A 13,496-nucleotide genomic window follows, 5' to 3' on the forward strand; every position below is an offset into this window, starting at 1 on the left:
TCCCATTCCCTTGCCCTCAGCATAAAAAAACCGATTGTCCAAAGTAAAGGACAAATCGGTTATTAAACGCTGTTATTCTTTTTCAAGAAGTAGTTCTAGCTCTTCGTCTTCTTCGTCTATGTCATTTGTAATAACAACATTTTTTGCACCATCGAGTCCATATGATTCACGAATTTTGCGGGAGATTTCCGCACGGATATCCGGATTTTCCTTCAAGAACTGTTTCGAGTTCTCGCGTCCCTGCCCCATTCGTTCACCTTCGTATGAATACCATGATCCACTTTTTTGAAGTACTTCGGATTCTGCACCAAGATCGACAATTTCGCCTTCTCTTGAAATTCCTTCTCCGTACATAATATCAACTTCCGCCAATTTGAAAGGCGGTGCAACTTTATTTTTAACAACGCGAATTCGTGTTTTATTTCCCATAATATCATTGCCTTGTTTGATAGCTTCTCCACGTCGTACGTCTATCCGAACAGAAGAGTAAAACTTCAATGCGCGTCCCCCAGGTGTTACTTCCGGGCTACCGAACATAACACCCACTTTTTCACGGATTTGGTTAATAAATATGGCAATCGTGTTGGATTTATTAATAGCACCTGAAAGTTTACGTAAAGCTTGGGACATAAGACGGGCTTGCAATCCGATGTGCGAATCACCCATCTCCCCTTCAATTTCTGCTTTAGGTACGAGTGCAGCAACGGAGTCAATTACAAAAATATCGACAGCGCCACTTCGTACGAGTGCTTCAGCGATTTCAAGTGCTTGCTCTCCCGTGTCAGGCTGAGAAAGTAGCAACTCATCGATGTTAACACCCAATTTTTGTGCATAAAGCGGATCGAGCGCATGTTCAGCGTCGATAAATGCCGCTGTTCCTCCTGCAGCCTGCACTTCTGCGATGGCATGAAGGGCAACTGTCGTTTTACCCGAACTTTCAGGTCCGTATATTTCAATGATACGCCCGCGTGGATATCCACCTATACCGAGTGCAAGATCCAGTGTAAGGGAGCCTGACGAAGATGTTTCAAGTTCCAGGTTTGTTTTTTCACCCAGTTTCATAATGGATCCTTTACCGAATTGCTTTTCAATTTGTTTTAACGCAATATCTAATGCCGCTTTACGGTCGCTCAAATTAGTTCCTCCCTGAAGGTGATGTTCTGTTTTTCTTACTACCCCTACTATACTCCTTTAATGAGAAATACTCAATATAAAAGCGAACATTTATTCGACTATTTTTCATAAAATGTAGTTTCAAGTGAGAATAGAGGGGTAAATCGGATTTTTAAATGAGAACAGGGGCTAAACTTTAATTTTGACTTTCTTTAGCCGTGAGATATTTAATAAGATAATAGGTTGCAAATCTTGCTGCTCGGAGACGATTTACGTTTCTTGAACCCGACAAAAATAATTTGTGTGTTTCTGTAATTCCATTGGAGGAGGCGATACCAATCCAAACGGTTCCCGCTGGCTTACCATCATGTGGATCCGGACCAGCAGCACCCGTGAGTCCAATACCAATGTCTGACTTGAACTTTCGTTTAACGTTCTCTGCAAGAGATGCCGCACATTCCGAACTCACAACGCCATATTCCTCCAATAGTGACTGCTCAACACCGAGCTGTTCCATTTTGGTTTTTTCATTGTAGACAACAATGCCGCCTTCTAGTGACGAACTGATTCCTGGTTCCATAGCGAGTTCGGACATGAATAGGCCAGTAGTCAAACTCTCCGCTGCCGCCAATGTCCAACCGTTTCGGATTAGAAGTTCAGCAGCTTTGGAAGACAATGTATCTTCATTTACCCCATAGATGAAATCGCCCACTAGAGAACGGATTTCCTCTTCTACAGGAGCAATCATTTGTAGCGCTGCATCGTTCGTTGCCGCTTTTGCAGTAATACGCAATGTCACTGCATCCGCTGTTGCCAACGGTGCAATTGTTGGGTTTGTTTGTTTTTCTAAAATGGACTGGATCCGGTCCTCAAGTTCCGCTTCACCTATACCATAAAATTTCAATACTTTTGATGTAATGACTTCATGCTTCCCTGTTAGACCTAACAAGTATGGTATTGCCTCATGCTCAAACATTGGTTCCATTTCATGTGGTGGACCTGGCAGGAGAACATAGCGTATACCCTCTTTCTCTACCGCCATTCCCGGAGCCATGCCATTCCGGTTAGTCAATACTTTAGCGCCTTTGAAGACCAGTGCCTGTTTTTTATTATTCTCGGTCATTATCCGACCACTACGTTCAAAATACTGTTGGATATGACGAAGCGCATCATCATCGCTGACAAGTGTCGTACCAATATGCTTCACTATTGTTTCTTTTGTCATGTCGTCTTTCGTCGGTCCAAGTCCCCCGGAGAAAATTAAAATATCTACTCGTTTCCTTGCAATTTCAATCACTTCATCTAAACGCTCAGGATTATCACCGACGACCGTCTGATAATGGACGTCAATGCCTATTTCGGCAAGTTTCAATGAAATGAATTTGGCATTCGTATTCGTTATTTGTCCTAACAGCAATTCAGAACCGATTGCAATTATTTCTGCTTTCATATCCATCCACCTCCTTACATTGACTCCAAAAGAATTTTTCTATTTTTATAGAAGTAGTCAAAACCTGACCAAACTGTAAACACCAATGCGATATAAAGCATAATTACACCGAAAGGAAAGCCAATCGATTCGAAAAATATATTGTTCAACAATAGTGAAGTAATCGCTAGAATTTGTGCCACTGTTTTAATTTTACCAAGTTGGTTAGCCGCTACAACTTCCCCGCCGCCTGCGAGGATAAGTCGTAAGCCTGTCACAGCAAATTCACGGCTGATAATAATAATCACAATCCAAGAAGGTGCTATACCAAGCTCAACGAGTATGATAAGAGCCGCTGAAACGAGTAACTTGTCTGCAAGTGGATCTAGAAATTTCCCCATATTTGTAACGAGATTGTTTTTTCTAGCGATATAACCGTCGAGCCAGTCCGTTATAGAGGCAATGATAAAAATGAGTCCTCCGATTAAATGTTCTTTCATCATTTCAGTTCCAGCCACTGCGATATCGCCCATGCCAAAATCGATAAGCATGAAAATCATGAAAACTGGAATAAGTAGGACACGTGATACTGTTATTTTGTTAGGTAAATTCATTAAGAACACTTTCCTTTCAAAGAAAATAGTCATCTGAAGTAGATGACTATCATTCTTTCGTGTATTTGATCATTATGTTTTGCGGAACAGTATCCTGTGGCGTTACACCATATTCAAGTAGTTCGCCATTCACATAGATTTCAGTTGATTTAGGACGTCCTACCCGAATTCGGACGGATTCTGTTGCCGTCACATCGAATTCAATCGTTTCCCCAGTGTTCATGATGCGTGCGGGTGTCATCCACTCTTTACCTGTATTGTCTTTAACACCTATCCAAGAACCTCCGTTTAAACGAATTTCAAGTTTGAACGCTTCAGCATTAGTAAGTTCATAATTCAACGTTTCCCCACTTGCGCTTTCAAAAGCTAGAGCCTGTTGTGGTTTTTCAGGTTCCGGTTCTTCTTCCACTGGATCTTCGTCTGTCGTATCATTTTCAACCTTAGATGGATCCGGTTTGCTATTCTCCATCGTTACCGGCTGATCGGTCTCTATGATATCAACACCAGGCGAAGTATCTGATGTACCTTTGGAAAGGGTCCAGACAACAACCAAGATGAAGATGATAAACAAAGCAACGATAATTTTCGGCATAATTTCATTTAACCGGGTATTGCTTTTCAAGCCCCTTCTACGAGTTAACGTCGTTGAAGGTAACTGTCCTGCCTCATCTTCAGCCGATACGGCAGGAGAACTGTCCTTATACATAGTAAGCATTTCATCCGGGTCGAGACCCACTGCTTCTGCATATTGTTTTATAAATGCCCTTACATAAAAAGAGCCGGGCATCATGCTGTAATCTTCATTTTCGATACCGGAAAGGTACCGTTTCTGTATTTTCGTGATTGACTGTAAATCTTCCAACGTAAAACCTTTATCCGTTCTCGCCTGCTTGAGACGGTCACCTAATCCAGTCACCAAAAACACCTGCCTATCAAAAATTGAATAAACCCGAACCGTCCGTCGACCCATTGCCCGACATCATATGGTTCTTCTCCATCATTTCATATGTAATTTCTTGCTCTGGATCTGTTCTCAATTCGATAATGTAATCGAAGTCCTCAATGCTATATTCAGAATGCTTAACAAACATATCCGGATGCTCTACAACTTTAATAGAAGGCATTCGCATCATCTCTCTGACGAGTTGCATATGACGCTCATCATCTGCACGGCGTGTAACAATTCCATCCAGAATGAAGATATTATCCTTCGAAAACTCATCGCCTGCCAAGTTTTTCCGAAGTGTTTGCTTTATCATTGTTGAAGATAGAAAAATCCATTTTTTGTTCGCACAGACACTAGCTGCGACAACCGATTCAGTCTTTCCTACGCGTGGCATTCCACGTATCCCGATTAACTTATGACCTTCCTGCTTAAATATCTCCGCCATAAAGTCAACAAGAATCCCAAGATCGCTTCGTAGGAAACGGAAAGTTGTTCTTTCATCCGCATCACGCTGAATATAACGCCCGTGTCGGACCGCTAGAATATCGCGCAATTTCGGTTCACGGATTTTTATCACCTGAATGGTCTCCATCGTCTCGGCAATTTGTGCGAATCGTGCGATCTGATCATCGTCTTCGGTCCGCAGCAGCATACCACGGTGTCCGCCGTCAACTCCATTGATTGTAACAATGTTCACGCGTAGCATTCCGAGTAGTGATGATATATCCCCCAGAAGACCAGGACGGTTTACCTGAATTTCATATTCGAGATACCATTCACCCATCCGACACACTCCCCTTTGTCCATTTTTCAAACAATCTACTACTATATGACGCACAGAAAGCAATATAGTTCTATGATAGCGGATTCTAGGCATTATGAAAAGGAAAAAGAGTAAAAGAAAAAGGGGATTGTCGAACTCCCCTTAGATCAATCACGCCTCGGCGTGATTGCGTCCAGATTTTGAATTGAGCTTGCTCAATTAACTCCCTTCAAAATCTCTGACATCCGCCGGAGGCTTTAACAAGGAGAAATGGAACTCAATTTCTCCCCATTCAGCAAGGGTTTGATCCCCCGCTGAATTGCTGACTTCGTTCGCATTCATTTCGCCACTTATAGAAGTGGATGACTTATGCTGAATGAAGTTAAATCAAATATACCAACCGCCATTTACTTTCAAAATCTCACCCGTTATATAATCCGCCTTGCCGCTCAATAGAAAATTAACTGCGTCAGCGACATTTTCTGGTGTCCCGCAACTCATTAGCGGGATCGTATCGATAATCATTTGTCGTTCGTCCAATGGAATGTCAGCATTCATCCGCGTTTCAATCCATCCGGGGGCAACTGCATTCACTCTTACTCCTGAATAGGCCGCTTCTTTTGCATATGCTTTAACAAATGCATGTTGCGCACCTTTTACAGCCGAATACATCACTTCTCCCGCCGCCCCCGTATTGCCCCAAATCGAGCCAATCACAACGACATAGGATCGATCAAATGCTCGCAGTTGAGGCGATAACAGACTGATTAGCCTTGCCGGGTTTTGGACATGAACTTTCCATAAGGCATCCATGTCTCCAACAGTTGTTTCCGTTAACAATTTAAGCATGGATTGACCGTTCGATACGACAACTGCACCTGCACGAGGAACTTGTTTGGCCAGAAGGTCTGCTCCGTCGATTGCACTAAAATCTGCTTGCACTATTTGAAAGTCCGCTTCCGGATAAGCCGAAATCAGTTCCGACTGAAGAAGAAGCGCTTGTGCTGTATTTTCATTGTAGTGAAGGTATAACGACCATCCTGTAGATGCCAGATTCCGACTGATTGCTCCGCCAATCCCACCGGATGCACCAAGGATGACACAGTATTTCCTGTCTGTCATTGTGCTTTATCGGCTGGGATAATTGAATAAACAGTATGACCGCTTTCATCTGAAAACGTATGGAATGCTTCTTTCAATTTTTCAAGCGTTAATTTTTCAAGTATCGGAACAACGTCAAATAGATTCATGTTATTGAACGTGTACCGTGTAAATTGATTGGCGATAAATTCAGGTGAATTTAAAGAACGCATAAATTGGCCTATTTTTTTCTTTCTCATCCGATTAAGTTCCACATCAGTAATTGGCCACGCCTCTGCCGCATCACGTACCGTTTTTCGAATGGCTGCTTCAAGTTCTTCTGGCTGATCGGTATCCGAACCAACCATTGCAAATCCAAATCCTTTTTCCATTGTAAAATCATAAGAGAAGGATTCATCGATAAGACCGTCTTTGTATGATTCCGTAAAGAATTCAGAAGATCTGCCAAATAGGATATCTAGAACAAGGCCTGCTGAGAGTTCTTGAATCAGCATCTCTTCCCCTTCGATGTCCGTATTGTTGCATTTCATCCCCATATTGAATTTCGGTTTAGACACATCCATTGCGAGTGTACGATTCGCTATGGCTGCCGTTTCCTTTTCAGTTGGGAAGCGGCGTTCAATTTCGGCTGGCTCATCGAATGTTTTTGAGTCTTGGTTCTTTTTGATGAATGCCATCATCTCTGCAGGATCAACAGCTCCGACAATAAACAGAACCATATTTGACGGATGATAAAAAGTTTCATAGCATTCATACAAATGTTCAGCAGTGATATCTTGAATCGTCGCGACCGTACCTGCGATGTCTATTTTTACGGGATGTTCATAGAAAAGATTCTCAATTGTACCGAAATAAAGGCGCCAATCGGGTTGATCGTCGTACATGGTAATTTCCTGTGCGATAATCCCCTTTTCCTTATCGACCGTCTGTTCAGTAAAATACGGTTCTTGAACAAAATCGAGGAGAACTTCCGTGTTGTCGTATAACTTATCTGTAGCAGAAAAAAGATACGCAGTCCTCGTGAAAGAAGTGAACGCATTGGCAGAAGCTCCATTGACACTGAACTTTTGAAATACATCTCCATCTTCTTTTTCAAACATTTTGTGTTCGAGGAAATGAGCGATACCATCCGGAACAGATACTTCTTCCGTTTTACCACGCGGAACGAAAGTCCGGTCAATGGAACCGTATTTCGTCGTGAATGTCACGAATGTTTTTGAGAATCCCCGTTTCGGTAGAATATAGACATCCAGTCCGTTGTCGAGCGTTTCGTTATATAATGTTTCCTGCAAATTATCGAATTGAATTTTTTTCATATTAATTAGCCTCCTTGCCGGATAACAGATAGACGATTTCTAACGTAATTTCAGAAGCCATCTTTTTAATATCCTCTTTTGTTACGGATTCCCAACCAGATATAATTGTTTGCGCTGTGAAATGTTCATCAAGTTCTTTGTATTGATCAAACACTTCAATCTGCCCTCTTGCTGAATCGAATGCACTCTTAATACCGTTAGCGAGCAACGCCTTCGTCTGTTCGATTTCAAGGTCTGTAATATCTCCGGCCTGTAGTACCTTAAGTTGTTCCTTGATGAGGTTTACGGCTTTCTCTTCAAGTTCAGCATCGATTCCTGCAGTCACATAGAGAAGACCATATTGCGAAGAATACGAACTGGAAGCATAATATGCCATGCTTTCTTTTTCACGAACATTTACGAATAACTTACTATGAGAAAAACCACCGAAAACACCATTTGTCATTTGCATTTTCGCATAGTCAGGATGATGGAAAGTCACAGGTGTACTGAATCCAAGGTGTAATTTCCCTTGCTTCATTTCCTGTTTTTCCTGCACATGTTTAACTTCATCCGATTTCACAACTGGTTGTTTTACATCCTTTTTGCGTTCATACGCTTTTCGGGCGTTGAATGTGAAGGTTGTTTTTATTTTTTCTATCATTGCGTCTTCGTCGATATCACCAACAACGTAAATATCAATTTCATCTTCATTAATCATGCTTTCATACGTCTTGTAAAGATTTGCAGCTGTAATTGCATCCACATCCTTATCCGTTCCGTAGGAAGATGAAGACGCTGCGCTATTAGGCCGAAGCAGTTCGAGCATACGTTTTTGAGCATATCGAGACTTGTCATCATAAACCGAACGAATCCGATCTTTGACTGATCTCTTTTCACGGTCGACAACTGTTTCATCAAATTTCCCATCCACTGCGTTTGGGTCAAATATGACAGTTTGAATTAGGCCAAGAACTTCCTCAAGAACGCCGCCTTCAGATAAATACTCATCGTTCACACATTCTGCAGCCAGTGAGACAATATGTGTTTCCCCGCGCTTTCCTGCATCCGTGTACAATACCGTTCCATACAATTCGTCTAATGCATTTCGGAATTCAGTTTGTGTCCGGTAACGACCATTTGAATCTTCTAAAACATTTGCCAATACAGCACGAAGAGCGGATTTTTTATCATCAAGAACCGATTTCCACTTCACAGAGAAGTTAACGGTTTTGAATTGTTCTGACTTACGGATATATAATGTGACGCCTTCTTGTAGCACTACTTTTTTGAACATATGAACACCTCTGTTTTAGTTAATATGCGGAATCCTAACTTCACTATACATTCCGTGAGTCGAAAGATGCAAATATACCGGCGGAAGTATTGTCATTTACTCAAAAAAACTGCCTAGAAGTCTGTTGTAGCAGACTATCTAGGCAGTATCATTTTTATCGATTTCCTTTAATATACGGTTGTCCGCTTGCTTTTGGCGCATTCGACCTTCCGATAAATCCTGCAAGTGCGAGAATCGTCAACGCATAAGGCAAGATGTATAAATAAACGGATGGTACATTTTCCATGAATGAAATACTAGATGAGCTGATAGCAAGTGCCTGTGCGAATCCGAAGAACAATGCAGCTCCCATCGCACCCATTGGATGCCATTTCCCAAAAATCATTGCAGCCAGTGCCATGAATCCTTGTCCATTAATCGTTGCATGACTGAAATCATTCGTCATCGTCTGTGAATAGATAGCTCCACCGATGCCCGCAAGTCCACCTGAAATGATAACTGCAATATAACGAATTTTGGTTACTTTGATTCCCATTGTATCGGCAGCCATTGGGTGTTCTCCGACGGATCGTAGACGAAGACCAAATGGTGTTTTATAAATGATGAACCAAGCTAAGAAAGCAAGTGCTATAGCGAGTATCGAAGACCCATAAATCCCTTTAAAAAAGAGTGGTCCGATAAACGGAATTTCATGTAAAATCGGAACGTTGAAGCGCGGAATACTATGCTGTATGAAATCCGTCTGTCCTTTGTCGAAAATCATTTTTACCGAGAACAAAGCAATCGCAATTCCGAGCATGTTAATAGCGACCCCTGATACGACTTGGTCAGCACGGAATGTAATCGAAGCGACTGCGTGCATAATAGAGAATATTGCAGAAACAACCATTGCGACTAGTAAAGCAATCCACGGTGTCCAAGCCCCGAATGTATCCGCATAAAACAGATTGAACAAAATACCGATAAAAGCACCCATAACCATAAGACCTTCAAGGCCAATGTTAACAACACCCGCACGTTCTGAAAATACGCCTCCGATTGCAGTGAAGATGAGAGGAGCGGCATATGAAATGGTTAACGGAATGATGAAATATAGTATCTCTAGGAAACTCATATCATTTTGCCCCCTTTTTCTTTTTCATCTTGCTCAGAAGAACTCGGATGATATAACCTGAAGCGACAAAGAATATGATTAGTGCAATAACGATGGAAACGATTTCAACAGGAACTCCTGCTTCATTCGGCATATTACCAGCACCATATTTTAATGATCCAAACAATGAAGCACCGAAAACAACACCAAGCGGCGTATTTGCACCTAGTAAAGCGACGGCAATCCCGTCAAATCCAATACCGGTAAACGCACTACGTGTCACCATATTACCGAAAGTTCCAAGTGCTTCCATTGCTCCACCAAGTCCAGCAAATGCACCAGAGACTACCATCGAAAGAATAATATTCTTCTTTACGTTCATCCCTGCATACTGAGATGCATGGTCATTGAAACCGACCGACTTAAGCTCGAAGCCTGTTTTCGTTTTTTCCAAGATGAACCACATGACTACAACCATCGCAAGTGCAACGAAAATTCCATAGTGCATAGTTGAAAAATCAGTCAGATTGGATAAGAATTCTGAACGAAGTGATGCGGTAGGATGAATTTTTTCTGTCTTGTAGCCACCATCGGAAACTGCTTTTATTAACGCATTAACTGTATGAAGTGCAATATAATTCATCATAATTGTGACAATAACTTCGTGCACGTGAAGTGTTGCTTTTAATATTCCCGGTATCAGTCCCCAGAGCGCTCCTGCGAGTGCCGCCGCAAGAAGCGCAAAAGGTAAGTGGATGATTGTAGGTAATTCAAACGCCATACCCACATAAGCTGCTGCAAACCAACCTACAATTAGTTGACCCTCCACACCGATATTGAACAGTCCTGTGCGGAATGCAAAAGCAACAGCTAGACCAGCTAGTAAATAAGGGCTTATTTGACGGATTGTTTCCCCAATTGAGTACATATCTCCGAAAATACCATTCCATAATGCGATATACCCGGCAATCGGATCGTATCCGCTAAACCACATCACGACTGCTCCTACTAGCAGACCCAGAATAATTGAGATGATAGGTACCAGTATATTTACAAACCTATTCGACATGGAAATCATCACCTTCTTTCAGCTCGGAGGTAGCTTGATCCTTAGATTGGCCTGCCATCAGAAGACCTAGTTGCTGTTCAGTTGTCTCCGTAGGAATAACCGTATCGACAATTACACCATCATAAATAACTGCAATCCGATCAGAAACATTCATAACCTCATCAAGTTCAAATGAAATTAGAAGAACGGCTTTCCCATTATCACGCTGTTCGATTAATCTTTTATGGATGAATTCAATTGCTCCGACGTCAAGCCCACGTGTTGGGAGTGCAGCAATTAGTAAATCTGGATTACGTACTATTTCTCGTCCAATGATAAGTTTTTGCTGATTTCCTCCAGACAACGCACGGGCTAACTCATTCTCCCCTTGCGTCCGTACGTCAAACGTTTCTATGATGTCATTCGCTTTTTCAGACACGAGTTTATAATTCATGATGCCATTTTTGGACAAAGGTTTTTTATAATACGATTGCAATGCCGCATTATAACCAACAGTGAAATCAAGGACGAGACCATGCTTGTGTCGGTCTTGAGGAATATGGCCCAAACCAATTTCAGTTATGTCACGCGGTTTTTTTCCTGTGACATCCTTTGAATCCATCAAAATTTTTCCACTTTTCACTTTTCGCAGACCTGTAATAGCCTCTATCAATTCCGATTGGCCATTGCCGTCAATTCCTGCAATACCTACAATTTCGCCTTTACGGACAGATAGATTCAAGCCTTTCACTTTTGGAATACCGCGGTAATCTTCAACAACAAGATTTTCAATGCGAAGGACTTCCTCTTTTGGATAAGACGGTCCTTTTTCAGTTTTGAATGTTACTTGACGTCCAACCATCAGTGTTGCCAACTCTTCAGGATTGGTTTCGGCAGTTATGACCGTACCAATCCCCTGTCCTTTACGAATAATCGTAACCCGATTGGACACATCCATTATTTCTTGAAGTTTGTGTGTGATGACGATAATCGACTTACCTTCACCAATCAACTTTTTCATAATTGAAATCAGTTCAGTAATTTCTTGAGGTGTTAGAGAGGCTGTCGGTTCATCGAAAATCAAGATTTCCGCCCCACGATAAAGCGTTTTTAATATTTCTACCCGCTGTTGCATACCTACTGATATGTCCTCGATTTTTGCATATGGATCCACATCAAGTCCGTAAAGCTTTGAAATCTCAGCCACTTTTTTCGCAGCGTCTTTCACATTAATCATGCCCATTTTTTTAGGTTCATTTCCCAGAATGATATTTTCAGTAACAGTGAGATTTTCAACCAACATGAAATGCTGGTGAACCATTCCTATTCCTAAACTGTTTGCGACATTGGGATCTGTAATTGCAGTCGCTTTCCCACGTACACGGATTTCTCCGCCGTCAGGTTGATAAAGGCCAAACAGCACATTCATCAATGTTGATTTCCCTGCACCATTCTCTCCTAATAAAGCATGTATTTCACCTTTTTCAAGTTGAAGAGTAATATCATCATTCGCAACAAAATTACCGAATTCCTTTCGGATATTCAGCATTTCAATTACATATTCCACTGGGTTCACTCCCTCGCATATACGTATATAAGTTTAAATTAACACAAGAAAAAATTCCTTTTACGGAATCCTTTATTCTATTAATTTAAATGGAAATCATGAAGACCGAATTGAATCGACCTTCATGATACCTTTTCAGACTTATTTCTTAGTGAATTCCGGAACTTCGATTTCACCATCTGCAATTTTCTTAGTGAATTCTTCCACTTCGTCCATTACTTCTTGTGGAATTGCTCCACGTGAATCTGCAAGTGCGATACCATCGTCAGCAAGACCGAACGTAGTTATTTCGCCGCCTGGGAATTCACCTTTAGCTGCTAATTCAGCAGTGTTTTTAACTGCGATATCAACACGTTTAAGCATTGAAGTCAATGTAATGTTATCGTCGCCTACTTTACCTTCATCATACTGGTCAGAGTCAACGCCGATTACCCATACATATGCATTTGGATCTGCTTTTTTACGTTCTTTTGCTTCAGAGAATACACCTGTACCTGAACCGCCGGCAGCGTGGAAAATAATATCTACGCCTGAAGAGTACATACGGTTTGCCGTTGCTTTACCAAGTTCCGCTTTTGCAAAGTCGCCTGTGTACTGAACGTCAACTTTTAGTTCAGGTTTTACTGCAGCAACTCCCGCAAGGAATCCAGCTTCAAAACGTTCGATTACAGGAATTTCCATACCGCCAATAAAGCCGATTTTATCGGATTTCGTCATACGAGCAGCTGCAACACCTGCAAGGAATGCGCCTTCTTGCTCTTTAAACATAAGACTTGCTACGTTTGGAAGGTCAGAAACCTCGTCTACAAGTGCGAAATTGTTGTCAGTACGCTGTGAAGCAACCTCTTCAATAGACTCTTTCAACAAGAAGCCAACACCTACGATTAGGTCGAAATCACGTTGTACAAGTTTGTTTAAGTTAGGAAGGTATTCAGCGTCTTCTTTTGATGCTAAGTAATCAAAACCGCCATCGCCTTTTTCTAGCTTGTTTTCTTCACCGTATTCTTGGATTCCTTTCCAAGCAGATTGGTTGAACGATTTGTCGTCCACTCCGCCTGTATCAGTTACCATTGCAATTGAAAAAGTATCTTCATTCTTACCGCCTGTAGACTTCGTACCCTCTTTTTCTTTATCCGTTCCGCATGCACCAAGAATTGTACCTGCAGCAAGAACCATTGATAAAGCTAGTCCAAATTTACGTTTGCTCAATTTTGGAACCCCCCTGTTTTT

General features: G+C 41.7%; 12 protein-coding genes. All 12 read right to left on the reverse strand.

Annotated features, from left to right (window positions below; genetic code table 11):
- Positions 1–72: 72 nt before the first annotated feature.
- Complete coding sequence (recA, locus tag AC25Y6_RS03105) at positions 73–1,134, reverse strand: recombinase RecA (RefSeq protein WP_488142029.1); 1,062 nt, start codon at positions 1,132–1,134, stop codon at positions 73–75.
- A 175-nt stretch (positions 1,135–1,309) separates the two neighbouring features.
- Complete coding sequence (locus tag AC25Y6_RS03110; RefSeq protein ID WP_488142030.1) at positions 1,310–2,563, reverse strand: competence/damage-inducible protein A; 1,254 nt, start codon at positions 2,561–2,563, stop codon at positions 1,310–1,312.
- 14 nt (positions 2,564–2,577) lie between these two features.
- Entirely contained in the window at positions 2,578–3,156 is a 579-nt protein-coding gene (pgsA, locus tag AC25Y6_RS03115; protein ID WP_488139316.1) for a CDP-diacylglycerol--glycerol-3-phosphate 3-phosphatidyltransferase, read from the reverse strand.
- 49 nt (positions 3,157–3,205) lie between these two features.
- Positions 3,206–4,072: a helix-turn-helix domain-containing protein gene (locus tag AC25Y6_RS03120; RefSeq protein ID WP_482103971.1), complete on the reverse strand. Its 867-nt coding sequence runs from the start codon at positions 4,070–4,072 to the stop codon at positions 3,206–3,208.
- Positions 4,073–4,088: 16 nt separating this feature from the next.
- Entirely contained in the window at positions 4,089–4,886 is a 798-nt protein-coding gene (locus AC25Y6_RS03125) for a DUF3388 domain-containing protein (RefSeq protein WP_482100502.1), read from the reverse strand.
- Positions 4,887–5,252: 366 nt separating this feature from the next.
- The gene (gene ymfI, locus AC25Y6_RS03130; protein ID WP_482103970.1) at positions 5,253–5,987 is read right to left on the reverse strand and encodes an elongation factor P 5-aminopentanone reductase; all 735 of its coding nucleotides are present in this window, start codon (positions 5,985–5,987) and stop codon (positions 5,253–5,255) included.
- The gene (gene yfmH / locus AC25Y6_RS03135) at positions 5,984–7,282 is read right to left on the reverse strand and encodes an EF-P 5-aminopentanol modification-associated protein YfmH (protein ID WP_488142031.1); all 1,299 of its coding nucleotides are present in this window, start codon (positions 7,280–7,282) and stop codon (positions 5,984–5,986) included. Before yfmH ends, ymfI begins: the two co-directional genes overlap by 4 nt.
- A gap of 1 nt (position 7,283) precedes the next feature.
- Positions 7,284–8,558 (reverse strand): EF-P 5-aminopentanol modification-associated protein YfmF, encoded by a 1,275-nt coding sequence (yfmF, locus tag AC25Y6_RS03140; RefSeq protein WP_488142032.1) that lies wholly within the window; start codon positions 8,556–8,558, stop codon positions 7,284–7,286.
- A gap of 154 nt (positions 8,559–8,712) precedes the next feature.
- Positions 8,713–9,672 carry an ABC transporter permease gene (locus tag AC25Y6_RS03145; protein WP_482100498.1) on the reverse strand — a complete coding sequence of 320 codons (960 nt, stop codon included), beginning with the start codon at positions 9,670–9,672 and terminating at the stop codon, positions 8,713–8,715.
- Between the two features lies 1 nt (position 9,673).
- The gene (locus AC25Y6_RS03150) at positions 9,674–10,720 is read right to left on the reverse strand and encodes an ABC transporter permease (RefSeq protein WP_488142033.1); all 1,047 of its coding nucleotides are present in this window, start codon (positions 10,718–10,720) and stop codon (positions 9,674–9,676) included.
- Entirely contained in the window at positions 10,710–12,266 is a 1,557-nt protein-coding gene (locus AC25Y6_RS03155) for an ABC transporter ATP-binding protein (RefSeq protein ID WP_488142034.1), read from the reverse strand. The genes AC25Y6_RS03150 and AC25Y6_RS03155 overlap by 11 nt, the downstream gene beginning before the upstream one ends.
- 141 nt (positions 12,267–12,407) lie before the next feature.
- Positions 12,408–13,475 carry a BMP family lipoprotein gene (locus AC25Y6_RS03160; protein ID WP_488142035.1) on the reverse strand — a complete coding sequence of 356 codons (1,068 nt, stop codon included), beginning with the start codon at positions 13,473–13,475 and terminating at the stop codon, positions 12,408–12,410.
- Between the last annotated feature and the right edge of the window lie 21 nt (positions 13,476–13,496).

This window comes from Sporosarcina sp. Y1004, assembly GCF_057669665.1.

Excerpts from the sequence above, each read along its gene's own strand:
- AC25Y6_RS03125 (WP_482100502.1), bottom strand. The coding sequence starts at position 4,886 with ATGGGTGAATGGTATCTCGAATATGAAATTCAGGTAAACCGTCCTGGT.
- yfmH (WP_488142031.1), bottom strand. The coding sequence starts at position 7,282 with ATGAAAAAAATTCAATTCGATAATTTGCAGGAAACATTATATAACGAA.
- yfmF (WP_488142032.1), bottom strand. The coding sequence starts at position 8,558 with ATGTTCAAAAAAGTAGTGCTACAAGAAGGCGTCACATTATATATCCGT.
- ymfI (WP_482103970.1), bottom strand. The coding sequence starts at position 5,987 with ATGACAGACAGGAAATACTGTGTCATCCTTGGTGCATCCGGTGGGATT.
- pgsA (WP_488139316.1), bottom strand. The coding sequence starts at position 3,156 with ATGAATTTACCTAACAAAATAACAGTATCACGTGTCCTACTTATTCCA.
- AC25Y6_RS03110 (WP_488142030.1), bottom strand. The coding sequence starts at position 2,563 with ATGAAAGCAGAAATAATTGCAATCGGTTCTGAATTGCTGTTAGGACAA.
- AC25Y6_RS03150 (WP_488142033.1), bottom strand. The coding sequence starts at position 10,720 with ATGTCGAATAGGTTTGTAAATATACTGGTACCTATCATCTCAATTATT.
- AC25Y6_RS03145 (WP_482100498.1), bottom strand. The coding sequence starts at position 9,672 with ATGAGTTTCCTAGAGATACTATATTTCATCATTCCGTTAACCATTTCA.